Source organism: Peribacillus sp. FSL M8-0224 (assembly GCF_038003055.1).
Taxonomy (GTDB): Bacteria; Bacillota; Bacilli; order Bacillales; family DSM-1321; genus Peribacillus; species Peribacillus frigoritolerans.
Map to the genome: position 1 here is coordinate 5,410,517 of NZ_JBBOOJ010000001.1, position 25,156 is coordinate 5,435,672.

24 protein-coding genes and 2 other annotated features are annotated in these 25,156 nt (G+C 41.6%); all 24 genes read left to right on the forward strand.

The genetic code is table 11. The features are described from left to right. Positions 1 to 8: 8 nt before the first annotated feature. The 24 genes from ispD (at position 9) to tuf (ending at position 24,897) form a co-directional block, all read left to right on the forward strand. Positions 9 to 698 (forward strand): 2-C-methyl-D-erythritol 4-phosphate cytidylyltransferase, encoded by a 690-nt coding sequence (gene ispD, locus MKX49_RS26360; protein WP_063595515.1) that lies wholly within the window; start codon positions 9 to 11, stop codon positions 696 to 698. A 14-nt stretch (positions 699 to 712) separates the two neighbouring features. Next, positions 713 to 1,192, forward strand: a complete 480-nt coding sequence (gene ispF, locus MKX49_RS26365) for a 2-C-methyl-D-erythritol 2,4-cyclodiphosphate synthase (protein ID WP_034305078.1) — start codon at positions 713 to 715, stop codon at positions 1,190 to 1,192. Between the two features lie 89 nt (positions 1,193 to 1,281). Continuing rightward, positions 1,282 to 2,739 carry a glutamate--tRNA ligase gene (gltX, locus tag MKX49_RS26370; protein WP_340878279.1) on the forward strand — a complete coding sequence of 486 codons (1,458 nt, stop codon included), beginning with the start codon at positions 1,282 to 1,284 and terminating at the stop codon, positions 2,737 to 2,739. 42 nt (positions 2,740 to 2,781) lie between these two features. Then, positions 2,782 to 3,030 (forward strand) — a binding site (T-box leader). Positions 3,031 to 3,115: 85 nt separating this feature from the next. Continuing rightward, entirely contained in the window at positions 3,116 to 3,766 is a 651-nt protein-coding gene (gene cysE, locus MKX49_RS26375; protein WP_034305073.1) for a serine O-acetyltransferase, read from the forward strand. Between the two features lies 1 nt (position 3,767). Then, positions 3,768 to 5,165, forward strand: coding sequence for a cysteine--tRNA ligase (gene cysS / locus MKX49_RS26380; RefSeq protein WP_048677861.1), 1,398 nt, complete (start codon positions 3,768 to 3,770; stop codon positions 5,163 to 5,165). Between the two features lie 3 nt (positions 5,166 to 5,168). Continuing rightward, the gene (locus MKX49_RS26385) at positions 5,169 to 5,591 is read left to right on the forward strand and encodes a Mini-ribonuclease 3 (RefSeq protein ID WP_034305071.1); all 423 of its coding nucleotides are present in this window, start codon (positions 5,169 to 5,171) and stop codon (positions 5,589 to 5,591) included. Further along, positions 5,588 to 6,331, forward strand: a complete 744-nt coding sequence (gene rlmB / locus MKX49_RS26390) for a 23S rRNA (guanosine(2251)-2'-O)-methyltransferase RlmB (protein WP_034305069.1) — start codon at positions 5,588 to 5,590, stop codon at positions 6,329 to 6,331. Before MKX49_RS26385 ends, rlmB begins: the two co-directional genes overlap by 4 nt. Before the next feature lie 4 nt (positions 6,332 to 6,335). After that, positions 6,336 to 6,845, forward strand: a complete 510-nt coding sequence (locus tag MKX49_RS26395; protein ID WP_289348366.1) for an NYN domain-containing protein — start codon at positions 6,336 to 6,338, stop codon at positions 6,843 to 6,845. An 85-nt stretch (positions 6,846 to 6,930) separates the two neighbouring features. Continuing rightward, positions 6,931 to 7,563, forward strand: coding sequence for an RNA polymerase sporulation sigma factor SigH (sigH, locus tag MKX49_RS26400; protein WP_094246690.1), 633 nt, complete (start codon positions 6,931 to 6,933; stop codon positions 7,561 to 7,563). 194 nt (positions 7,564 to 7,757) lie between these two features. Further along, a complete protein-coding gene (rpmG, locus tag MKX49_RS26405) occupies positions 7,758 to 7,907 on the forward strand; it encodes a 50S ribosomal protein L33 (RefSeq protein WP_072273931.1) in 150 nt (49 codons plus the stop codon). A gap of 50 nt (positions 7,908 to 7,957) precedes the next feature. Further along, on the forward strand, positions 7,958 to 8,140 hold the full coding sequence (secE, locus tag MKX49_RS26410; RefSeq protein ID WP_034305062.1) for a preprotein translocase subunit SecE: 183 nt from the start codon (positions 7,958 to 7,960) through the stop codon (positions 8,138 to 8,140). A gap of 258 nt (positions 8,141 to 8,398) precedes the next feature. Then, positions 8,399 to 8,932, forward strand: a complete 534-nt coding sequence (gene nusG, locus MKX49_RS26415) for a transcription termination/antitermination protein NusG (RefSeq protein ID WP_048677866.1) — start codon at positions 8,399 to 8,401, stop codon at positions 8,930 to 8,932. A gap of 174 nt (positions 8,933 to 9,106) precedes the next feature. After that, positions 9,107 to 9,532, forward strand: coding sequence for a 50S ribosomal protein L11 (gene rplK, locus MKX49_RS26420; RefSeq protein ID WP_034305057.1), 426 nt, complete (start codon positions 9,107 to 9,109; stop codon positions 9,530 to 9,532). Between the two features lie 104 nt (positions 9,533 to 9,636). Beyond that, positions 9,637 to 10,332, forward strand: coding sequence for a 50S ribosomal protein L1 (gene rplA, locus MKX49_RS26425; protein WP_057276474.1), 696 nt, complete (start codon positions 9,637 to 9,639; stop codon positions 10,330 to 10,332). Positions 10,333 to 10,378: 46 nt separating this feature from the next. Then, positions 10,379 to 10,529 (forward strand) — a sequence feature (ribosomal protein L10 leader region). Between the two features lie 39 nt (positions 10,530 to 10,568). Then, the gene (gene rplJ, locus MKX49_RS26430; protein WP_034305052.1) at positions 10,569 to 11,069 is read left to right on the forward strand and encodes a 50S ribosomal protein L10; all 501 of its coding nucleotides are present in this window, start codon (positions 10,569 to 10,571) and stop codon (positions 11,067 to 11,069) included. A gap of 63 nt (positions 11,070 to 11,132) precedes the next feature. After that, positions 11,133 to 11,492: a 50S ribosomal protein L7/L12 gene (gene rplL / locus MKX49_RS26435; RefSeq protein ID WP_289348369.1), complete on the forward strand. Its 360-nt coding sequence runs from the start codon at positions 11,133 to 11,135 to the stop codon at positions 11,490 to 11,492. Between the two features lie 195 nt (positions 11,493 to 11,687). Beyond that, positions 11,688 to 12,293 carry a class I SAM-dependent methyltransferase gene (locus MKX49_RS26440; RefSeq protein WP_048677932.1) on the forward strand — a complete coding sequence of 202 codons (606 nt, stop codon included), beginning with the start codon at positions 11,688 to 11,690 and terminating at the stop codon, positions 12,291 to 12,293. Between the two features lie 238 nt (positions 12,294 to 12,531). Beyond that, positions 12,532 to 16,101, forward strand: a complete 3,570-nt coding sequence (rpoB, locus tag MKX49_RS26445) for a DNA-directed RNA polymerase subunit beta (protein WP_048677874.1) — start codon at positions 12,532 to 12,534, stop codon at positions 16,099 to 16,101. A 185-nt stretch (positions 16,102 to 16,286) separates the two neighbouring features. Then, complete coding sequence (gene rpoC / locus MKX49_RS26450) at positions 16,287 to 19,883, forward strand: DNA-directed RNA polymerase subunit beta' (protein WP_053537043.1); 3,597 nt, start codon at positions 16,287 to 16,289, stop codon at positions 19,881 to 19,883. Positions 19,884 to 20,178: 295 nt separating this feature from the next. Next, positions 20,179 to 20,427, forward strand: a complete 249-nt coding sequence (locus MKX49_RS26455) for a 50S ribosomal protein L7ae-like protein (protein WP_034305040.1) — start codon at positions 20,179 to 20,181, stop codon at positions 20,425 to 20,427. 104 nt (positions 20,428 to 20,531) lie between these two features. After that, positions 20,532 to 20,954: a 30S ribosomal protein S12 gene (gene rpsL, locus MKX49_RS26460; protein WP_034305038.1), complete on the forward strand. Its 423-nt coding sequence runs from the start codon at positions 20,532 to 20,534 to the stop codon at positions 20,952 to 20,954. Between the two features lie 41 nt (positions 20,955 to 20,995). Continuing rightward, positions 20,996 to 21,466 carry a 30S ribosomal protein S7 gene (gene rpsG / locus MKX49_RS26465; RefSeq protein WP_048677878.1) on the forward strand — a complete coding sequence of 157 codons (471 nt, stop codon included), beginning with the start codon at positions 20,996 to 20,998 and terminating at the stop codon, positions 21,464 to 21,466. Between the two features lie 44 nt (positions 21,467 to 21,510). Beyond that, positions 21,511 to 23,589 (forward strand): elongation factor G, encoded by a 2,079-nt coding sequence (gene fusA / locus MKX49_RS26470; protein WP_063595514.1) that lies wholly within the window; start codon positions 21,511 to 21,513, stop codon positions 23,587 to 23,589. Between the two features lie 120 nt (positions 23,590 to 23,709). Continuing rightward, on the forward strand, positions 23,710 to 24,897 hold the full coding sequence (gene tuf, locus MKX49_RS26475) for an elongation factor Tu (RefSeq protein WP_063595513.1): 1,188 nt from the start codon (positions 23,710 to 23,712) through the stop codon (positions 24,895 to 24,897). Positions 24,898 to 25,156 lie beyond the last annotated feature (259 nt).

Sequence of the window (25,156 nt, forward strand, 5' to 3'; positions counted from 1 at the left end):
AAACCGTTATGTTTTATGAAGTAGTGATACCTGCAGCTGGACAAGGCAAAAGAATGAAAGCGGGCAAGAATAAACTTTTTATTGAACTATCGGGTGTCCCGATCATTGTTTATACACTGCGTGTCTTCGAAGAAGATCCTGACTGTCGGGGGATTATCCTTTCGATAAACCCGGCAGAAAAGGATTATTTCAATCAATTGATAGCAGCGAATGGGCTTAAAAAGGTCAAGAAACTGGTCATGGGTGGCAAGGAGCGCCAACAAAGCGTTTATAATGGACTGCAACATGCAGAAGAAGACATCGTCCTGGTCCATGACGGTGCCCGCCCTTTTATTACCCTAGGGCAAATCAGTGAATTGACTACTGCCGCCTCCCTTAATGGAGGTGCCGTAATTGCAGTGCCCGTTAAGGATACGATTAAAAAAGCGGCAAACAAAAAGGTATTGGAAACAGTGGAACGATCAAGCTTGTGGGCGGTGCAAACTCCACAAGCTTTTCGTGTATCCATATTAAAAAGTGCGTATGAACAGGCAGAAGCTGAAGAATTTTTAGGGACGGACGATGCAAGTTTACTAGAGCGGATCAATGAACAGGTAGTTATTATTGAGGGCAATTATGATAATATTAAGATTACGACTCAGGAAGACCTTTATTTTGCAGAAGCGATTTTACATAAACAACAACATGGAAAACGATGATTGGGGAGAATGATATGTTTAGAATAGGACAAGGATATGACGTTCATCAGCTTGTGGAAGGCAGGCCTTTGATAATTGGCGGGATTACGATTCCGTATGAGAAAGGACTGCTGGGTCATTCGGATGCGGATGTCCTTCTGCATACTGTTGCCGATGCCTGCTTGGGGGCAATTGGTGCAGGGGATATCGGTAAGCATTTTCCGGATACCGACCCTGAATTTAAAGATGCCGATTCTGCAAAACTGCTGCAGTATATTTGGGCGATCGTAAAAAAAGAAGGATATTCCCTAGGCAATGCGGATTGTACAATCATTGCACAAAGCCCGAAAATGGCACCGTATATCGAGGAAATGCGAGGCAGGATTGCAGAACTTTTAGATGCCTCGATAGACAGGATTAATGTAAAGGCGACCACTACGGAGAAACTTGGATTTACAGGCAGGGGCGAAGGAATCGCGGCACAGGCTGTTGTCTTATTGGTCAAATCAAACTAAATCGTTTTTAGAGTGGATGCCTTTATCCCAATGTATTTAAATGATAATATAAACAATAGAATAGAACGACTGGGAGGTCTATATATATCATGAGCAGCGATATTCGAGTTCGCTATGCACCGAGTCCGACTGGACATTTACATATTGGTAATGCACGGACTGCTTTATTTAATTATTTATACGCACGAAATAAAGGCGGGAAATTCATCATCCGTATTGAAGATACCGACCAAAAGAGAAATATTGAAGGCGGAGAGGAAAGTCAGCTTAAATATTTGAAATGGCTTGGCATGGATTGGGATGAAGGTGTTGATGTAGGCGGTGAATACGGTCCATATCGTCAATCCGAAAGGAACGACCTTTATCAGGAATTGTATCAAGATATTTTGGATAAGGGGTTAGCATATAAATGCTATTGTACGGAAGAAGAGCTGGAAGCAGAGCGTGAAGGGCAGGTCGAACGCAATGAAACGCCAAAATATTCCGGGAAGTGCAAGCATTTAACTGAGGAAGAGCAAGCGGAACTAGTGGCACAAGGAAGAAAACCGAGCATTCGCTTTGCCGTTCCAGCTGGGAAGGTCCTTACTTTCAAAGATATGGTCAAGGATGAGGTTTCATTTGAAACGGATGGCTTTGGTGATTTTGTTATCGTTAAAAAAGATGGCATTCCAACTTATAACTTTGCAGTGGCCGTCGATGATCACTTGATGAAGATTTCCCATGTCCTTCGCGGTGATGATCATATCTCCAATACTCCAAAACAATTGATGATTTATGAAGCTTTCGGCTGGGAACCGCCGGTATTCGGACATATGACGCTGATTGTAAACGAAAGCAGGAAGAAACTGAGTAAACGTGATGAGTCGATCATTCAATTCATTGAGCAATATGAAGAGCTTGGCTATGTACCTGAAGCATTATTCAATTTCATTACATTACTAGGATGGTCTCCGGTCGGGGAGGAAGAGATTTTCACAAAAGAAGAATTCATTAATCTTTTCGATGCTGACCGTCTGTCTAAATCACCTGCACTTTTCGATAAGCAAAAGCTTACATGGATGAATAATCAATATGTGAAGCAATTGGACGTCAATCGTGCAGTGGAATTGTCATTGCCTCACTTAATTAAAGCCGGGAAGGTTTCAGAGACACTGACCGCCGAAGAAGAAGAGTGGGTACATGGGCTTGTTTCACTTTTTCAAGAGCAGATGAGCTATGGAGCGGAAATAGTCGAGCTTTCTGAACTGTTTTTCAAGGATGAGGTCGAGTTCGAGCAAGAAGCTAAGGAAGTGCTGGCTGAAGAACAGGTACCGGAAGTCATGAAAGCTTTCCTTCAGGAGATCGAAGGGCTTGAAGAATTTAATGCGGATGAAATCAAGAAGTCGATTAAAGCCGTACAAAAAAGCACAGGGCATAAAGGGAAAAAATTATTCATGCCGATAAGGGCTGCCGTCACGGGTCAAACACATGGTCCTGACTTGCCTAAGGCAATTTCATTACTGGGCAAAGAAAAAATTAAACAGCGTATTCAGAGTATTTTATATTAACAATTTGTCGAAAATGTAATATAGTATTTAATAATCTTACAAAAGAACGCGTAGATGGGGAGAAGTAAGTAAACGAAGCTTTTTAGAGAGAACCATAACCTGCTGAAAGTGGTTCAGGCCTCTCGTTTTCTGAAATGCACCCTTGAGTCCTTTGCTGAACTAACCTATAGTAGGCACAGGCGGAATGTCCTCCGTTACAGGGATTAAAGTTGGGGATGAAAAAACAGGAAAAAGCTTTACCTGGTTCGTACATTCCAAACAGAGTGGAACCGCGCTTCAAGCGTCTCTGTCTATTTGGACAGAGACGCTTTTTTATATGCTTTAAAAGCTTCAAAAGGGGATGTTGGAAAAGGACGGAACATAGGGGGGAATCATTTTGTTAAAGATGTTTAAAGAAGATATCGAAGTGGTTTTTGATCAAGATCCTGCTGCGCGCAGCTATTTGGAAGTCATATTGACGTACGCGGGTTTACATGCGATTTGGAGTCATAGGATGGCTCACGCACTATTTAAGAGGAAATTCTTTTTCCTGGCGAGAAGCATATCTCAAATCAGCCGGTTTTTTACCGGAATCGAAATTCATCCAGGGGCTACGATTGGCCGTCGTTTCTTCATTGACCATGGAATGGGGATCGTCATTGGCGAAACTTGTGAAATTGGCGACAATGTATCCGTCTTTCAAGGTGTAACCCTTGGGGGGACTGGAAAGGAAAAGGGAAAACGTCATCCTACGATAAAGGATAATGTTTTGATAGCTACAGGAGCAAAAGTGCTGGGTTCCATCACTGTTGGGGAAAACTCGAAAATCGGTGCGGGATCGGTCGTTTTAAAGGAAGTGCCACCTAATTCTACAGTGGTGGGCATTCCAGGTAAAGTGGTCATTCAAGATGGCATCAAAATCAATAAAGACCTAAATCATTGTGATCTTCCTGATCCAATCGCTGATCGCTTTAAGGAATTGGATAGTGAAATCAGGGCCTTAAGGGCGAGGTTGGCCGAACAGAAGCAGGAAGAAAGGAGTCTATAATATGGCGATTAAAATATATAACACAGCAACAAGAAAAAAGGAAACCTTCGTCCCGATTGAAGAGGGAAAGGTGAAGATGTATGTATGCGGACCCACTGTCTATAATTACATTCATATTGGCAATGCCAGACCGGCAATCGTATTCGATACCGTTCGTAGGTATTTGGATTACCGTGGATATGATGTGCAATTCGTTTCGAACTTCACGGATGTGGATGATAAGCTGATTCGTGCGGCAAAAGAATTGGGGGAAGATGTCCCGACCATATCGGAGCGTTTCATCAAGGCGTATTTTGAAGACGTGTCGGCATTGGGCTGCAAAAAAGCGGATGCTCACCCGACCGTAATGGAGAACATGGATGCAATCATTGAATTCATCTCGGCGTTAATCGAGAAAGGATTCGCTTATGAATCGGAAGGGGATGTGTATTACCGCACTCGTAAGTTTGAGGGATATGGCAAGCTTTCACATCAGTCCATCGATGAGCTTCGAGTGGGGGCACGTATTGAAATAGGGGAGAAAAAACAAGATGCCCTTGATTTTGCCCTTTGGAAAGCGGCCAAGGATGATGAAATATCATGGGAGAGCCCATGGGGTAAGGGGCGTCCTGGCTGGCATATCGAATGCTCCGCAATGGTCAAAAAGTATTTGGGGGATACCATCGATATTCATGCAGGAGGTCAAGATCTGGCATTCCCGCATCATGAAAATGAAATTGCACAATCCGAAGCATTGACGGGTAAGACCTTTGCGAATTATTGGATGCATAATGGGTATATAAATATTGAGAATGAAAAAATGTCTAAGTCCTTAGGTAATTTCGTCCTTGTGCATGACATCATTCAGAAGCATGATCCACAAGTGTTACGCTTCTTTATGTTATCAGTACATTACCGTCATCCGATCAATTATAGTGAAGAAGTGCTTGAAAATGTAAAGGCGTCCCTTGAACGCTTAAGGACATCATATCAAAATTTAAAGCATCGCCTTCAAGTAAGTGACGGATTGACTGAGAATAATGATGTTTGGTTGGAGAAGCTGAATGATTTACATGAACAATTCATTAAGGAAATGGACGATGATTTCAACACAGCTAATGCAATATCCATGCTTTTTGAACTTTCCAAACAGGCAAATTATTACTTGATGGAGAAAAACACAGACACGGAAGTGATTAATGCTTTCCTTGATAAATTCAACACCTTATTTTCTGTCCTCGGTTTGTCCCTTGAAGAAGAGGGGCTTCTGGATGAAGAAATTGAAGGGTTGATACAGCAAAGGATTCAAGCGCGGAAAGACCGCAATTTTGGATTATCTGATGAAATTCGCGATCGCTTGAAAAACATGAATATCATATTAGAGGATACCCCTCAAGGTACAAGATGGAAAAGAGGGTAATTAATGCTTCATTACGATAGTAAGGTAGATGCAAAAATGCTGAACAGTCTTGCTTTAGCATATATAGGTGATGCTGTATACGAAACGTATATACGGCATCACCTCATTCAAAAAGGGGCGGTCAAGCCCAATCTACTTCACAAAAAAGCTACATCTTTTGTAGCTGCTAAAGCGCAAAATAAAATCATCCACTTCTTTCTGGAGTCAGATTGGCTATCGGAAGAGGAATCCGCTGTCGTTCGGCGCGGCCGAAATGCGAAATCCGGTACGGTACCGAAGAATACAGATGTGCAAACGTATCGCTACAGTACAGCCTTCGAGGCTCTTATGGGATTTTTGTATTTATCCGGTCGAATAGAAAGAATGGAAGAACTCATCAAAAAATCCATTGAATACATTGAAGAAGAAAAGGGGAGTAACCCATGAGCGAAGAATATATCATTGGCAGAAACCCCGTATTGGAAGCACTTCGCTCCGAACGGGAAGTTAATAAAATTTGGATAGCCGAGGGCTCGCAAAAAGGCTCGATGCAACCACTTATCGGTCTCGCGAAGGAAAAGAAGGTGCTCGTGCAAATCGTACCGAAGAAAAAAATTGACCAAATGGTAGAAGGCATCCATCAAGGCGTTATCGCACAAGTGGCTGCATATGAATATGTGGAGCTGGATGACTTATTCGCAAAAGCGGCTGAACGGGACGAAGCACCTTTTTTCATGATTCTTGATGAGGTTGAAGATCCGCATAATTTAGGTTCGATCATGAGGACGGCCGATGCAGTCGGGGCCCATGGAATCATCATTCCGAAAAGAAGAGCAGTGGGCTTGACGGCAACAGTGGCTAAAGCTTCGACTGGTGCAATCGAATATATTCCTGTAGCTCGCGTTACAAATTTGGCAAGAGCTGTGGAAGAATTGAAAGAGCGAGGGGTATGGATAGTCGGTACCGATGCGAAAGGCAGCGATGATTACCGTAACATGGACGGAAAGATGCCTATCGGACTTGTTATTGGCAGCGAAGGAAAAGGCATGGCCCGGTTAATGAAGGAGAAATGTGATTTTCTCATCCGTCTTCCAATGGCAGGAAAAGTAACTTCGTTAAATGCATCGGTAGCAGCCGGTTTATTGATGTATGAGGTTTATAGAAAAAGAAATCCCCTAGGGCAATGACGAAATGAATATTCTGTTGGTGGACGGTTATAACATTATTGGAGCTTGGCCGGAACTGAGAGAATTAAAAGAACGGGATCTTGCTGCTGCAAGGGATCGATTGATAGAAATGATGGCGGAATATCAAGCATTTACCGGATACCGTGTAATTGTCGTATTTGATGCTCAATATGTTCAGGGAATTGCCCGCAAATTCAAAAATCACAAAGTTGACGTAATTTTTACAAAAGAAAATGAAACTGCGGATGAAAGAATAGAAAAGATGGCCATCGAACTGAATAATGTCAAAACGCAAATTCAAGTGGCAACCTCTGACTTCACGGAACAGTGGGTGATCTTTGGCCAAGGGGCCCTAAGGAAATCCGCTCGTGAACTGCTAATTGAAATGGAAGAAATTCAAGGCGAAATCAAGAAAGATGTAAGAAAAACAACAACGATAAGACCTGTTGCTAAAATTCCTTTAAGTGAAGAAGTGGCAGAAATTTTCGAAAAATGGCGCCGGGGTAAAATTTGAACCATTGACGGGTAAAATTTACCTGCTGTATAATATTTCTATCTGAGTCAGGTCAGGGGGATATAATGTGGGTCTCAAATTCGGAATGAAGCTGAACGAAAAGTATCTTCAGTTTGAGGATGATGAATTGATAGGGTTGGTGCACACTGGAGACAGTGAAGCGCTTGATTATTTGATCCAAAAGTATCGTAATTTTGTAAGAGCGAAGGCAAGGACTTATTTCTTGATTGGTGCCGATAAGGAAGACATCGTGCAAGAAGGTATGATTGGTTTATATAAAGCCGTCCGTGATTTTAAAGGGGATAAGTTATCTTCTTTTAAAGCATTTGCAGAACTATGCATTACGAGGCAGATCATTACAGCTATCAAAACAGCAACACGTCAAAAACATATTCCGCTCAATTCCTATGTTTCCCTGGACAAGCCAATTTATGATGAGGAATCGGACCGAACTCTAATGGATATCATATCGGGTACGAAGGTTTTGGACCCGGAAGAACTGATCATCAACCAAGAAGAGTTTGACGATATCGAATTAAAGATGGCCGAGCTCCTGAGTGATCTTGAGAGAAAAGTGTTAGCTCTTTACCTGGATGGACAAACCTACCAAGAAATTTCGGAAGAGTTGAACCGGCATGTTAAGTCAATCGACAACGCCCTTCAGCGGGTGAAAAGAAAGCTCGAGCGCTATCTGGAAGTAAGGGAAATCAGTTTATAATCCCTCCGCTTTTTCCGCTTAATTTCATCTGTCCCTTCTCCACATGGAAGTTTTTTTATTCACTAAGATTTTTAGATGCAAGCCGATGTTTTGATTTACGTTGTCCATAATGGGTGAAACCCGCTTTGATATTGACAATAAAAAACAGTCGTGATAAGGTTTTATGGATATAGTAGATAGGATAGGTGTATCTAATGCGAAAAAAAATAGTTCTTGCCTGCAACGATTGCGGTTCAAGAAATTATAGTTATGAGAGCAAACAATCGACAAGCGGCGAACGGCTGGAAATCAAGAAATTTTGCAGTACTTGCAACTCACACTCGATTCATAAAGAAACGAAATAACCGTTTTATAAATAGATTGACAGAAGCTTCTAATGCTTGGAGGTACATTCATGAAACGTTTTACCGAATTTTTCAGCGGAGTCGCTCGCGAAATGCAAAAAGTAAGCTGGCCGAAACGCAAGGAGCTTACCAAATATACAATCGTGGTGGTAACGACTGTAGTATTTATGGCTTTATTCTTTACAGTGGTCGATTTGGGTATTTCCGAATTAATTCGCTTAGTTATTGAATAAGAGATTCGAAAATAAGGTATAATAGTGATAGAATAATATGTGTCAGCAGAAAAGCCCGGAAACGGGTTTTTTAATTTGTCTTTTTTAATAAGTGAAGAAGTTCAAAAACGAGTGCTGCTGTAATATGAATCATCACAATATATTCTAGTTAAGTTCGGGATGACGCCTGTATGGTTTTTTGGCTAAAACGTTCAAAGATAAAGATTAATAAAGAAAATGATCGATTGCAGGGAGGGAAGGACGTTAAAGTCCTAACACATGGAAAAGAATTGGTATGTAGTTCACACCTATTCAGGTTATGAGAACAAGGTTAAAGCTAACTTGGAAAAACGTGTTGAAACTATGGGGATGGAAGACAAGATCTTTCGCGTTGTAGTTCCAGAAGAAGAAGAAACAGAAGTGAAAGATGGCAAAAAGAAAGTGACCAAAAAGAAAGTGTTTCCAGGTTATGTGTTGGTTGAGATCATCATGACGGATGATTCATGGTATGTTGTCCGGAATACGCCTGGGGTAACAGGTTTCGTGGGTTCGTCTGGAGCTGGGTCAAAACCGACTGCATTGCTTCCGGAAGAAATTGAAGTCGTTCTTAAACGAATGGGCGTAGATGAAAGCAAAATCGAAGTTGATTTTGAAATCGGTGATACGGTTCAAGTTAAAGAAGGCCCATTTGCAACTTTTGCAGGACCGATTGAAGAACTTGATAAAGACAAAGGGAAAGTAAGGGTCCTAGTCAATATGTTCGGCCGTGATACACCGGTAGAACTTGATTTTAATCAAGTGGAAAAATTATAAACGGAAAAAAACTTGAAATTGCCTTTTGAAAGTGGTAAAATTTCAAAGGTCAGTATGTTTCAATTTTTAGGCCTCAACGATACAAGCATTCTTTATTAATATATAAAGAATTCAAGATGAGTGGGAGGGTATTACCCTATTACCACATCACGGACTTATAAGGAGGTGTGTCTCGTGGCTAAAAAAGTAATTAAAATGGTTAAATTGCAAATTCCTGCTGGTAAAGCGAATCCGGCACCGCCAGTCGGTCCTGCATTAGGTCAAGCTGGTGTAAACATCATGGGATTCTGTAAGGAGTTCAACGCTCGTACAGCAGATCAAGCTGGTCTAATTATTCCTGTTGAAATCACGGTATTTGAAGACCGTTCATTTACATTCATTACAAAAACTCCACCGGCTGCAGTATTGCTTAAGAAAGTAGCTGGTATCGAGTCTGGTTCTGGTGAACCTAACCGTAATAAAGTTGCTACAGTCAAGCGTGATCAAGTGCGCGAGATTGCTGAAACTAAAATGCCTGACCTAAACGCTGCAAGCGTTGAAGCTGCAATGCGTATGGTTGAAGGTACTGCTCGCAGCATGGGTATTGTCATCGAAGACTAATCCATGTAATTGCTATTTGTTTCTACGGGGTTGCGATTGATACTCGCAACCTTTATTCGTGGGAGGTCATTCCGTTAAAACCACAATTTAGGAGGATTTATATCATGGCGAAAAAAGGTAAAAAGTATCTTGAAGCAGCTAAGCTTGTAGAAGTTTCTAAGGCTTATGCTGTAACTGAAGCAATCGAAGTTGCTAAAAAAGCAAACTTCGCAAAATTCGATGCGACTGTTGAAGTTGCTTTCCGTTTAGGCGTAGACCCTAAGAAAGCTGACCAACAAATTCGTGGAGCTGTTGTTCTTCCGAATGGTACTGGTAAAACTCAACGCGTATTAGTATTCGCAAAAGGCGAAAAAGCAAAAGAAGCGGAAGCTGCTGGTGCTGACTACGTTGGCGAATCTGACTACATCAACAAAATCCAACAAGGATGGTTCGAATTCGATGTAATCGTTGCGACTCCAGACATGATGGGTGAAGTTGGTAAACTTGGCCGTGTATTAGGACCTAAAGGATTAATGCCTAACCCTAAAACTGGTACAGTAACATTCGACGTAACAAAAGCTGTTAATGAAATCAAAGCTGGTAAAGTTGAATACCGCGTAGATAAAGCTGGAAACATCCATGCTCCAATCGGTAAAGTATCTTTCGAGGATGCTAAACTAGTGGAAAACTTCACGACTATCTATGATACATTAATGAAAGTTAAACCTGCGGCTGCTAAAGGAACTTACATGAAAAACGTTTCTGTAACAACTACAATGGGCCCTGGCGTGAAAGTTGATCCTTCTACTTTCAATAAATAATTGACATTCCAAAACTATTATTGTTATAATAAGATTTGTTGTGAATAAATGAATATCATTTGTACCGTAGACAGTAGGTGCTCGTTACGAGCTTAATTCCCTGCCGAGGTAATTCGATAATAATAGTCCTTGACTATGACTTTTGAAATTACTGCCTTCATGTCTGCAATAGAGATGAAGGCTTTTTCTTTGAAACGGTATAAATGTTTTCAAGCAAATCTACAGGAGGTGTAAGGATGAACGCAATTATTGAACAAAAGCAAAAAATCGTTGCTGAGATTACTGATAAATTAACTGCAAGCCAATCAACAGTAGTTGTTGACTACCGTGGATTGACTGTTGCTGAATTAACAGAACTTCGTAAGCAACTTCGTGAAGCTGGCGTTGAGTTTAAAGTTTACAAAAACTCTATGACTCGCCGTGCTGCGGAAAGTGCTGAACTTAGCGCTTTGAACGAATCATTAACAGGACCAAACGCAATTGCATTCTCAACTGAAGATGTTATTGCGCCAGCAAAAATCCTTAACGATTTTGCGAAAAAACATGAAGCGTTAGAAATCAAAGCTGGAGTTATCGAAGGAAATGTTGCAACTGCTGAAGAAATTAAAGCTCTTGCAGAACTACCTTCACGCGAAGGCCTACTTTCAATGCTACTCAGCGTGCTTCAAGCACCTATGCGCGGACTTGCTCTTGCTACAAAAGCTGTTGCAGAGCAAAAAGAGGAACAAGGCGCGTAAGCTAACCGCTTATATAGCCTACTGATTCAAAAAAAAACCAACCATTTCGAGGAGGAAATAAAAATGACTAAAGATCAAATCATTGAAGCAGTTAAAAATATGACTGTTTTAGAATTAAACGACCTTGTAAAAGCAATCGAAGAAGAATTTGGCGTAACTGCTGCTGCACCTGTAGCTGTAGCTGCTGCTGGTGGCGCTGCTGCTGAAGAAAAAACTGAGTTTGATGTAATCCTTACATCTGCTGGAGATCAAAAAATCAAAGTTATCAAAGCTGTACGTGAAGTTACAGGTCTTGGACTTAAAGAAGCGAAAGAACTTGTTGACAACACTCCAAAAGCAGTTAAAGAAGCTGCTTCTAAAGAAGAAGCTGAAGAAATCAAAGCTAAACTTGAAGAAGTTGGAGCTGGCGTTGAAGTTAAGTAATCTTGCATAAACAAAAAGCTCGCTATCATTGGCGGGCTTTTTTTCTTCATTTTTAAAGAAATGACGGGAACTGGCCGTTAATGGTTTGGTAACGAGGAAATCGTTACTGGAACATTCCGGCGTGCAAGCATCCATTCTTCAATTCTCTTCTCTCATTAAATCTTCAATATTCCTTTCTGATAGGGGGAGATGACTCTGACAGAGCATTACTACTCACATAAACCGGATGTCGTAAGCAATCCGAAATTTTGGGATTTCACATTAAAGGGACGTACATTTCGCTTCAAAAGTGATAATGGTGTTTTTTCGAAAAAGGAAGTTGATTTCGGATCGCGTCTTTTGGTTGAGAGTTTTAACCTTAATGAAGCTGTGGAAGGAAATATTCTCGATGTTGGTTGCGGGTATGGACCGATCGGAATATCGATTGCGGCAGCTTATCCCGATAGAACGATAGAAATGATTGATATAAATAGCCGGGCAGTTGAATTGTCAAAAGAGAATGCTGCTTCTAATGGGATCGCAAATGTGAATATTTACGAAAGCGATCGTTTTGACAAAGTTGCCTCCAATCAATTCGCAGCGATTCTTACGAACCCTCCCATTCGCGCAGGTAAAAGTGTAGTCCACGAAATTTTAGAAGAAAGCTATCGCAGTTTGGTAGCTGGTGGAGAATTATGGGTTGTCATTCAAAAAAAACAAGGGGCTCCATCCGCAATGGATAAAATGGAGCAATTATTTGGAAATATTGAAGTGCCCGTTAAGAAAAAAGGTTACTATATACTATTATCCAAAAAGGTTTGACTCTAAATTTTCGCTATGTTAGTATTATAAAATGCATATATATAATTCCGTAACTATGCAATTTTTATACCATTGGTGTATAATCAATGGATAATATGGGAAAAATATATAAATAATAGTTCGTTTTATGAGAAATAGTGGTTTTTAAAATAAAAACCATTTTCTTTTTGTCTATGGAAATGATTCCTTTTCCGAGGCAAATGGATCCTTATAACGCTTGATTTAAGGGGTGAATCAGTTGACAGGTCAACTTGTTCAGTATGGACGACACCGCCAACGTAGAAGTTATGCAAGAATCAGTGAGGTTTTGGACCTTCCGAATCTGATTGAAATTCAAACAGCTTCTTATCAATGGTTTCTAGATGTAGGTTTAAAGGAAATGTTCCAGGACATTTCTCCTATTGAGGATTTTACAGGTAATTTATCGTTAGAATTCATCGATTACAGCTTAGCTGAGCCGAAGTATTCTGTGGAAGAAACAAAAGAACGCGATGTTACGTATTCTGCACCACTTCGTGTGAAAGTGCGCCTTGTTAACAAAGAAACAGGGGAAGTAAAAGACCAGGATGTATTTATGGGCGACTTCCCGCTGATGACTGAAACAGGTACATTTGTCATCAATGGTGCTGAACGGGTAATTGTATCCCAATTAGTGCGCTCACCGAGTGTTTACTACAATGGGAAAATGGATAAAAACGGTAAGCTTGGGTTCTCTGCGACCGTTATTCCTAACCGTGGCGCATGGCTCGAATACGAAACAGACGCCAAGGATGTTGTGTATGTTCGAATCGACCGCACCAGGAAATTACCGATCACGGTATTGATGCGTGCCCTTGGATTTGGAACAGATCAAGAAATCATCGATTTGATCGGTGACAACGAATACCTTCGCAACACTCTTGAAAAGGATAACACCGAGAGTGTGGAAAAAGCATTACTAGAAATCTATGAGCGTCTACGCCCAGGTGAACCGCCTACTGTCGAAAACGCGAAAAGTCTTTTAGTATCACGCTTTTTTGATCCGAAACGTTATGATTTAGCTAATGTAGGCCGTTATAAAATAAACAAAAAACTGCATATTAAGAACCGTTTATTCGGACAACGTATTGCAGAGACTTTGATTGATCCTGAAACGGGAGAAATCATTGTTGAAAAAGGTACAATGCTTGATCGTCGGACTCTTGATAGGATTCTGCCTCATATCGAAGGTGGAATAGGATTCAAAACATTCCATCCATCAGGTGGTGTAGTAGAGGAAGAAACTCTTCTTCAACCTATTAAAGTGTTTGCACCAAACGATGCTGAAGGCGAAAAAGTGATCAATATCATCGGTAATGCTTATGTGACCGACCAGGTCAAAAACATTACACCGGCTGATATCATTTCTTCCATCAGTTATTTCTTTAATTTATTGCATGGTGTGGGAATCACGGATGACATTGACCATTTAGGTAACCGTCGTTTGCGTTCCGTTGGTGAATTGCTGCAAAACCAATTCAGAATTGGCTTATCCCGTATGGAGCGTGTTGTCCGTGAAAGAATGTCCATTCAGGATACGAACACAATCACTCCACAGCAACTAATCAACATTCGCCCGGTCATTGCATCCATTAAAGAGTTCTTTGGAAGTTCACAGCTTTCCCAGTTCATGGATCAAACGAACCCGTTGGCTGAGTTGACGCATAAACGTCGTCTATCTGCATTGGGACCTGGTGGTCTGACACGTGAGCGTGCTGGCTTTGAAGTACGTGACGTTCATTATTCCCACTATGGCCGCATGTGTCCGATTGAAACGCCTGAGGGACCGAATATTGGTTTGATTAACTCGTTATCCAGTTTTGCAAAGGTTAACCCATATGGCTTCATTGAAACACCATACCGCCGTGTGGACCCTGAAACAGGTAAAATTACAAGCCAAATCGATTACTTAACAGCTGATGAGGAAGATAACTATGTAGTTGCCCAAGCGAATGTACGACTGTCGGATGACGGCTCATTCCTTGATAACGATGTTGTTGCACGTTTCCGCGGTGAAAATACCGTTGTTCCGCGTGACCGCGTAGATTACATGGATGTATCTCCTAAACAAGTTGTATCTGCCGCGACTGCATGTATTCCTTTCTTGGAAAACGATGACTCCAACCGTGCCCTTATGGGAGCGAACATGCAACGTCAAGCAGTTCCTTTGCTTCAACCGGAAGCCCCTCGGGTAGGAACGGGTATGGAGTATGTTTCAGCGAAGGACTCCGGTGCTGCCGTAATCTGTAAACACCCAGGTATCGTAGAGCACGTTGAATCACGTGAAGTATGGGTACGTAGGGTAAGTGAAGTAGACGGGCAGCAAGTAAAAGGAAATCTTGATAAATATCGTCTATTAAAATTCATTCGTTCCAACCAAGGAACGTGCTATAATCAACGCCCTATCGTAAGTGTTGGCGACAACGTCGTAAAAGGTGAAATTCTTGCTGATGGTCCTTCAATGGAAAAAGGTGAGTTGGCACTTGGACGTAACGTATTGGTAGCCTTCATGACATGGGATGGATATAACTATGAAGATGCCATCATCATGAGTGAACGATTGGTTAAAGATGATGTGTACACTTCCATTCATATTGAAGAATATGAATCTGAATCACGCGATACAAAATTAGGGCCTGAAGAAATCACCCGTGATATCCCTAACGTAGGGGAAGATGCGCTTCGTAATCTTGATGAGCGCGGAATTATCCGTGTGGGTGCTGAAGTGAAAGACGGAGACCTTCTCGTTGGTAAAGTCACGCCTAAAGGTGTAACGGAACTGACTGCTGAGGAACGTCTATTACATGCAATCTTCGGTGAAAAAGCACGTGAAGTAAGGGATACATCACTTCGTGTACCTCACGGCGGCGGAGGAATCGTTCTTGATGTTAAAGTATTTAACAGAGAAGACGGCGATGAACTGCCTCCTGGTGTAAACCAACTCGCACGTGTATATATCGTTCAAAAACGTAAAATCCATGAAGGCGATAAAATGGCCGGACGACATGGTAACAAAGGGGTAATCTCCAGGATTCTTCCTGAAGAAGATATGCCTTATTTACCGGACGGCACTCCAGTCGACATCATGTTAAACCCATTGGGTGTACCTTCACGTATGAACATCGGTCAGGTGTTGGAGCTACACTTAGGTATGGCTGCACGCGCACTTGGCATTCATGTAGCCTCTCCTGTATTCGATGGTGCCACTGAGGAAGACGTTTGGGGTACAATTGAAGAAGCCGGGATGTCCCGTGATGCAAAAACTGTCCTTTATGATGGCCGTTCAGGTGAAGCATTCGATAACCGTGTATCAGTTGGTGTCATGTACATGATCAAACTGGCGCATATGGTCGATGATAAACTTCATGCACGTTCAACTGGACCTTACTCCCTTGTTACGCAGCAGCCACTTGGTGGTAAAGCGCAATTTGGTGGACAGCGTTTCGGTGAGATGGAAGTATGGGCACTTGAAGCTTATGGTGCCGCTTATACATTACAAGAAATCCTAACCGTTAAATCAGATGATGTCGTGGGTCGTGTTAAAACGTACGAAGCGATTGTCAAAGGTGAAAATGTCCCTGAACCAGGTGTTCCTGAGTCATTCAAAGTATTGATTAAGGAGCTTCAAAGTTTAGGATTGGATGTTAAAATCCTCAATGCCGAAGATCGTGAAATCGAAATGCGTGATTTGGAAGATGAAGATGAAGCCAACCAAGCAGACAAATTAAGCCTTGATTCAGAAACCAAAGATATGGTTGCTTCCGAAGTAGGGGCACCTGTCAAAGAATAAAATTAAATATAAACATATCCAGTAATATATTACCTGCTCTGACTGGCAGCAAGATGTTCATTAGAAAATCATGCTGCCTTGTTAGAGCCTTATTGATTCAATCAACCATCATCCGGTGTAAGATTGCCTCATAACGTGACGGCAATCAAGGGTTAAACCTGGAGATTAAAAGGGAGGTAGGCCCCTTGTTAGACGTTAATAATTTTGAGTATATGAAAATTGGTCTTGCTTCACCAGACAAGATTCGTTCTTGGTCCCATGGAGAAGTTAAAAAACCAGAAACAATCAACTATCGTACGTTAAAGCCAGAAAAAGACGGTTTATTCTGTGAGAGAATTTTTGGACCTCAAAAGGACTGGGAATGTCATTGCGGAAAATATAAACGTGTTCGTTATAAAGGCGTAGTCTGTGACCGTTGTGGCGTTGAAGTCACCCGTGCTAAGGTGCGTCGTGAGCGTATGGGTCATATTGAGCTGGCAGCACCAGTTTCACACATATGGTATTTTAAAGGAATTCCTAGCCGTATGGGACTTGTTCTTGATATGTCTCCACGGGCTTTGGAAGAAGTTATTTACTTTGCATCTTACGTAGTAACTGAAACGGGCGATACAACTTTAGAAAAGAAACAGCTTCTTTCTGAAAAGGAATATCGTACATACCGTGAAAAATACGGTAAGAAATTCCAAGCTGCCATGGGTGCGGAAGCTATTAAAAAACTTTTACAAGATATTGATACGGAAAAGGAAGTAGAGTCGTTGAAAGAGGAGCTTAAAACAGCTCAAGGACAACGCAGAACCCGTGCAATCAAACGCTTGGAAGTGCTTGAAGCATTCCGTAACTCCGGAAATGAGCCTTCATGGATGATCCTTGACGTGCTTCCGGTCATTCCACCGGAGCTTCGTCCTATGGTTCAACTTGATGGAGGACGTTTTGCCACATCTGATTTAAATGATTTATATCGCCGTGTTATCAACCGTAATAATCGGTTGAAAAGATTACTGGACCTTGGAGCACCAAGCATTATCGTTCAAAATGAGAAGCGTATGCTGCAAGAAGCTGTCGATGCTCTTATCGATAATGGCCGTCGTGGCCGTCCGGTAACTGGACCAGGTAACCGTCCGTTAAAATCTTTATCTCACATGTTAAAAGGTAAACAAGGCCGTTTCCGTCAAAACCTTCTTGGTAAACGTGTTGATTACTCTGGCCGTTCCGTTATCGTAGTCGGACCAAACTTAAAGATGTACCAATGTGGTCTTCCGAAAGAAATGGCGATTGAATTATTCAAACCATTCGTAATGAAGGAGCTTGTTCAAAGAGGTCTAGCGCATAACATCAAATCCGCTAAGCGCAAAATTGAACGTTTATCTCCTGAAATATGGGATGTCCTAGAAGAAGTTATTAGAGAACACCCAGTACTATTGAACCGTGCACCGACTCTTCATAGACTTGGGATCCAAGCATTTGAACCAACGTTGGTTGAAGGTCGCGCAATTCGTTTGCATCCGCTCGTATGTACAGCTTACAACGCTGACTTTGACGGTGACCAAATGGCGGTCCACGTTCCTCTATCTTCTGAAGCACAAGCCGAAGCACGCATGCTTATGCTTGCAGCACAGAACATTTTGAACCCTAAAGATGGTAAACCTGTCGTTACACCTTCTCAAGATATGGTATTAGGTAACTATTACTTAACATTGGAAAGAGAAGGCGCTATCGGTGAGGGTATGATCTTTAAAGATACAAGTGAAGCATTACTTGCATACCAAAACGGATATGTACACTTACATTCCCGTTGTGCCGTACATGCATCGTCACTAAATAATGAAACATTCACTGAAGAACAAAACGGCCAACTTCTGATTACGACTGTTGGAAAATTGATCTTCAATGAAATTTTACCTAAATCATTCCCGTATATTAACGAACCGACACGTTATAATCTGGAAACCAAAACTCCAGAGAAATATTTTGTGGAAAAGGGCGCTAATATCCCTGAATTGATTAAGTCCCAACCTGCTATCGATCCTTTCAAGAAAAAAATTCTTGGAAATATCATCGCGGAAGTCTTTAAACGCTTTAAAATTACCGAAACATCCAAAATGCTTGACCGGATGAAAGATCTTGGATTTAAATATTCGACAAAAGCTGGTATTACCGTTGGTGTGGCTGATATTGTCGTTTTAAAAGAAAAACAAGAAATCATTACTGAGGCTCAAACCAAAGTGGATAACGTCTTGAAACAATTCAGACGCGGTCTTATTACTGAGGATGAGCGTTATGATCGCGTCATTTCGATTTGGAGTGCTGCCAAGGATACCATTCAGTCCAAACTTATGGACTCCCTGGACCGACGCAACCCGATCTTCATGATGAGTGATTCCGGTGCCCGTGGTAATGCTTCCAACTTTACGCAGCTTGCTGGTATGCGTGGTTTGATGGCCAACCCGGCTGGACGTATCATTGAATTACCGATCAAATCAAGTTTCCGTGAAGGTTTAACCGTGTTGGAGTACTTCATCTCTACACATGGTGCGCGTAAAGGTCTTGCCGATACAGCGCTTAAAACGGCCGATTCCGGTTACCTTACCCGTCGACTTGTTGACGTTGCCCAAGATGTCATCATCCGTGATGACGATTGTGGAACGGACCGCGGCTTGAAAATTTCAGCCTTGAGAGAGGGTACTGAAATAATTGAGCATCTTGAAGAGCGCCTAGTTGGCCGTTATGCAAGAAAAGCGATCAGACATCCAGAAACAAATGAAGTAATCGTGGCTGAAAATGATCTTATTACTGAAGATCTTGCTAACTATATTGAATCACTTGGAATCGAAACAGCATGGATCCGTTCTGCCTTTACATGTAACACCAGCCATGGTGTATGTAAAAAATGTTATGGACGCAACTTGGCTACCGGTCAAGAAGTTGAAGTGGGCGAAGCAGTCGGTATCATTGCCGCTCAATCAATCGGAGAACCTGGTACACAGTTGACGATGCGTACATTCCATACAGGTGGGGTTGCTGGGGACGATATCACTCAAGGTCTTCCTCGTATCCAAGAAATATTTGAAGCAAGAAACCCTAAAGGTCAAGCTGTCATTTCCGAAATTGAAGGAACGATTGTTTCCATCAATGAAATTAGGGATAAACAACAGGAAATCGTTGTTCAAGGTGCTGTTGAATCACGCACATATACTGCGCCGTACACAGCACGTTTAAGAGTAACTGTTGATACACCTGTCCGTCGTGGTGAAGAGTTGACAGAGGGTTCCATCGATCCGAAAGAATTGCTGAAGGTTACAGACGTGCTTACTGTTCAGGAATACCTGCTTCATGAAGTTCAAAAAGTATACCGGATGCAAGGTGTTGAAATCGGTGATAAGCACATCGAGGTAATGGTTAGACAAATGATGCGTAAAGTCCGTGTGCTTGATGCAGGCGAAACTGAAGTGCTTCCAGGAACATTATTGGATGTCAACCAGTTCACTACTGCAAACACTGATGCATTGCTGACCAACAAATTACCGGCTACAGGCCGTCCTGTATTGCTAGGTATCACAAAAGCATCTCTTGAAACGGATTCCTTCTTGTCCGCCGCGTCATTCCAAGAAACAACTAGAGTCTTGACTGATGCAGCAATAAAAGGAAAACGTGATGAATTGCTTGGGCTTAAAGAAAATGTCATCATCGGTAAACTTGTCCCTGCAGGAACAGGAATGCTTAGATACAGAAAAGCAAACCCTGTCGTTGTTGACGAAAGTGCCGATACAGTAACAGTGGATTAATGGAAAAAGGACCAGCTCAATAATTTAAACTGAAAACCACACTCCCGTTTCCTATTGGAGGAGATGAAGGATCAGAATTTATTGAGCTGGTCTCTCTTATTACTCATGGCCGGCTGAAAAGCCTATGAGAATTTGATAATTTCCGTTTGGGCAAATTGAAAATCTTAATAGAATTATGTAAGGAAAACCTTTTGCTTGAATTATTTTTTTGAAAGAAGTTGACAGTATCCGACTTATAATGATACTATAGCAAAGGTGCTCCTATGTTACCCTGTAACTTTGGAGGATATGGACCATGTCTTATGAAAAAGTAATACAGGCAAAGTCAGTGATTATAGGGACGAAGCAAGCAGTTAGAGCTCTTAAAAACAATTTAATTCAAGAAGTTATCATCGCTGATGATGCAGATATATACTTGACTGGGCGTGTCGTTGAGACCGCCAAAGAATTGGATGTTCCTATCACATATGTTGATTCGATGAGAATGCTTGGCAAAGCATGTGGTATTGATGTCGGAGCAGCAACTGTTGCCATTAAAAAGTAAAAATGTTTTTGCAATAATATTTGCAAAGACTTTGTTTTTACCCATTTATGAACCACCTGGATGTGTGGTACTAGAAATGAAAACGTGAAGGGAGGAAAAATGTAATGCCTACTATTAATCAATTAGTGCGTAAAGGACGCGAGTCTAAAGAGGTTAATTCAAAATCTCCAGCACTTAACAAAGGCTACAACAGCTTTAAAAAAGCACAAACTAACGTATCATCTCCGCAAAAACGTGGTGTTTGCACTCGTGTGGGTACTATGACACCGAAAAAACCAAACTCCGCGTTACGTAAATATGCGCGTGTACGTCTAACAAACGGTATCGAGGTAACAGCTTATATCCCAGGTATCGGTCACAACCTACAAGAACACAGCGTGGTTCTTATCCGTGGCGGACGTGTAAAAGATTTACCAGGGGTACGTTACCATATCGTACGTGGTGCTCTTGATACAGCTGGAGTTAACAATCGTATGCAAGGCCGTTCTAAATACGGTACTAAGCGTCCGAAAGCAGCAAAAAAATAAACTTAAACCAAAATTGAACTTTCTTGAAAGGAGGAAATATAATGCCTCGTAAAGGACCTGTAACGAAAAGAGACGTATTACCAGATCCAATATATAATTCAAAACTTGTGACTCGCTTAATCAACAAATTAATGGTTGATGGACAAAGAGGTAAATCACAAAAAATTCTTTACTCTGCATTTGATTTAATCAAAGAACGTACTGGCAATGAGCCGATCGAAGTTTTCGATCAAGCACTTAAAAACATCATGCCTGTACTAGAAGTAAAAGCACGCCGTGTGGGTGGAGCTAACTACCAAGTACCAGTTGAGGTGCGTCCAGACCGTAAATCGACTCTAGGACTTCGTTGGTTAGTAAACTACTCTCGCCTTCGTGGAGAAAAAACGATGGAAGAGCGTTTAGCTTATGAAATCATGGATGCTGCCAACAATACTGGAGCAGCAGTTAAGAAACGTGAAGATACACACAAAATGGCTGAAGCCAACAAAGCTTTCGCACATTATCGCTGGTAAGATTAATCACTATAAAATCCTTATAAAAGGAAGGAGAAAGACAAATGGCAAGAGAGTTCTCCTTAGCAAACACTCGTAATATCGGTATCATGGCTCACATCGATGCTGGTAAAACGACAACAACAGAACGTGTTCTATATTATACTGGTAAAATCCACAAAATCGGTGAAACGCACGAAGGTGCTTCACAAATGGACTGGATGGAACAGGAACAAGAACGCGGAATCACGATCACTTCCGCTGCAACAACTGCGCAGTGGAAAGGTCACCGTGTAAACATCATCGATACACCGGGACACGTAGACTTCACAGTTGAAGTTGAACGTTCTTTGCGCGTACTTGATGGAGCTGTAGCTGTACTTGATGCCCAATCAGGTGTTGAGCCTCAAACTGAAACGGTTTGGCGCCAAGCTACAACTTACGGTGTACCACGTGTCGTATTCGTAAATAAAATGGACAAAATCGGTGCAGACTTCTTGTATTCAGTTGGAACAATCCACGATCGTTTACAAGCTAACGCTCACCCAGTTCAGTTACCAATCGGAGCAGAGGATCAATTCTCTGCAATCATTGACCTTATTGAAATGAAAACTCATTTCTACGGTAATGACCTAGGTACTGATATCACTGTTGGTGAAATTCCTGAAGAACACCGGGAATTAGCTGAAGAATACCGTGAAAAGTTAATTGAAGCAGTAGCAGAAGTTAATGAAGACTTAATGGAAAAATACCTTGGAGGCGAAGAAATCAGCATTGCTGAATTGAAAGCAGCCATCCGTACAGCAACCGTTAATGTTGAATTCTTCCCTGTTATCTGCGGATCGGCTTTCAAAAACAAAGGTGTTCAATTAATGCTTGATAACGTTATCGACTTCCTTCCATCTCCATTGGATGTACCAGCTATCAAAGGTACATTACCGGATTCAGAAGATGAAGTTGAACGTCATTCAGATGATTCTGAACCGTTCTCCGCTTTAGCGTTTAAAGTTATGACTGACCCTTACGTTGGTAAACTTACATTCTTCCGCGTGTACTCAGGTACATTAGAATCAGGATCTTATGTAATCAACTCAACAAAAGGTAAGCGTGAACGTATTGGACGTATCCTTCAAATGCATGCAAACAGCCGTGAAGAAATCTCAACTGTATATGCAGGGGATATCGCTGCTGCTGTTGGTTTGAAAGATACTACAACTGGTGATACTCTATGTGACGACAAGAACCAAGTAATTCTTGAATCCATGGTATTCCCAGAACCAGTTATCTCACTGTCAGTTGAACCGAAATCCAAAGCAGACCAAGACAAAATGGGTCAAGCTTTACAAAAGCTACAAGATGAAGATCCAACATTCCGTGCGCATACTGACCAAGAAACTGGTCAAACGATTATCGCTGGTATGGGTGAACTTCACTTGGACATCCTTGTTGACCGTATGCGTCGCGAATTTAAAGTGGAAGCTAACGTTGGTGCTCCTCAAGTAGCATACCGTGAAACTTTCCGTGGTTCAGCTAAAGTTGAAGGTAAATTCGTTCGCCAATCAGGTGGTCGTGGACAATTCGGACACGTATGGATCGAATTTGGTCCAAACGAAGAAGGTAAAGGATTCGAATTTGAAAATGCTATCGTCGGTGGTGTAGTACCACGCGAATATATCCCTGCTGTACAAGCTGGATTAGTTGATTCACTTGACCGTGGTGTACTTGCTGGTTACCCGCTAGTCGACATCAAAGCAAAATTATTTGACGGATCTTACCATGACGTTGACTCTAACGAAATGGCATTTAAAATTGCTGCATCGATGGCACTTAAAAATGCAGCATCAAAATGTAAGCCTGTAATCCTTGAACCAATCATGAAAGTGGAAGTAGTTATTCCAGAAGATTACCTAGGCGACATCATGGGAGATATCACATCTCGTCGTGGTCGCGTAGAAGGTATGGAAGCTCGCGGTAACACGCAAATGGTTAAAGCGATGGTTCCACTATCTGAAATGTTCGGATATGCTACATCTTTACGTTCTAACACTCAAGGACGCGGAACATTCTCTATGCACTTCGATCATTATGAAGAAGTACCTAAGAGCATTTCTGAAGAAATCATCAAAAAAAATAAAGGTGAATAATTGATTTTCATCTCTTATTAAAGTATAACTATCTTATGTAAGCTGTGATGGAAGAATTAGTCTTCTTTCACAGCCCTATATACTTAATCTTTTATTTATAATTTTAAGGAGGAATTCCTAATGGGAAAAGCTAAATTTGATCGTTCAAAACCGCACGTTAACGTTGGAACAATTGGTCACGTTGACCATGGTAAAACAACTCTAACAGCTGCAATCACAACTGTACTTGCTAAATCTGGTGGCGCAGAAGCTCGCGCTTATGACCAAATCGATGGTGCACCAGAAGAAAGAGAACGTGGTATCACAATCTCTACTGCACACGTTGAGTATGAAACAGCTACTCGTCACTATGCACACGTTGACTGCCCAGGACATGCTGACTATGTTAAAAACATGATCACAGGTGCTGCACAAATGGACGGCGGTATCCTAGTAGTATCTGCTGCTGATGGCCCAATGCCACAAACTCGTGAGCACATCCTTCTTTCTCGTCAAGTAGGTGTACCATTCCTTGTAGTATTCATGAACAAATGCGACATGGTTGATGACGAAGAACTTCTTGAATTAGTAGAAATGGAAATCCGTGATCTTCTATCTGAATACGAATTCCCTGGCGATGACATTCCAGTTATCAAAGGATCTGCACTAAAAGCTCTTCAAGGAGACGAAGCTTGGGAAGAAAAAATTCATGAATTAATGGCAGCTGTTGACGAGTATATCCCAGAACCAACTCGTGACACTGACAAACCATTCATGATGCCAGTTGAGGATGTATTCTCAATCACTGGTCGTGGAACAGTTGCAACTGGCCGTGTTGAGCGTGGACAAGTTAAAGTCGGTGACGTTGTTGACATCATCGGTTTCAACGAAGAGTCTAAACCAACAACAGTAACTGGTGTTGAAATGTTCCGTAAACTTCTTGACTATGCTGAAGCTGGTGACAACATCGGTGCACTACTTCGTGGTGTATCCCGTGAAGATATCCAACGTGGACAAGTACTTGCTAAACCAGGTACAATCACTCCACACACAAAGTTCAAAGCTGAAGTTTATGTTCTTTCTAAAGAAGAAGGTGGACGTCACACTCCATTCTTTACAAACTACCGTCCTCAGTTCTACTTCCGTACAACTGACGTAACTGGTATTTGTAACCTTCCTGAAGGCGTAGAAATGGTTATGCCTGGAGACAACATCGAAATGACTGTAGAACTTATCGCTCCAATCGCTATCGAAGAAGGTACTAAATTCTCTATCCGTGAGGGTGGACGTACTGTAGGCGCTGGCGTAGTTGCTACAATCACAGAGTAATTGATTCATAAAACAATATTGGAAGGGACGCCTTCCGGGAGAAGCAGATGGGACGCCATCTGCTTCTTTTCTATTTGTAAAGAATATTCATTCTTTCTTCTATAATAACTGGAGTTTATTTAATGGGTTTCTTGATAATTTCAAATGAAGAAAATGGATATGAAAGACCACGTAGAATGTACTTGTAAATACTTGTGATAGTATGTATAATAATAAAAGTGTGTTGCACAAGAAAAATCTAAGTTTGACTTGCATTTCA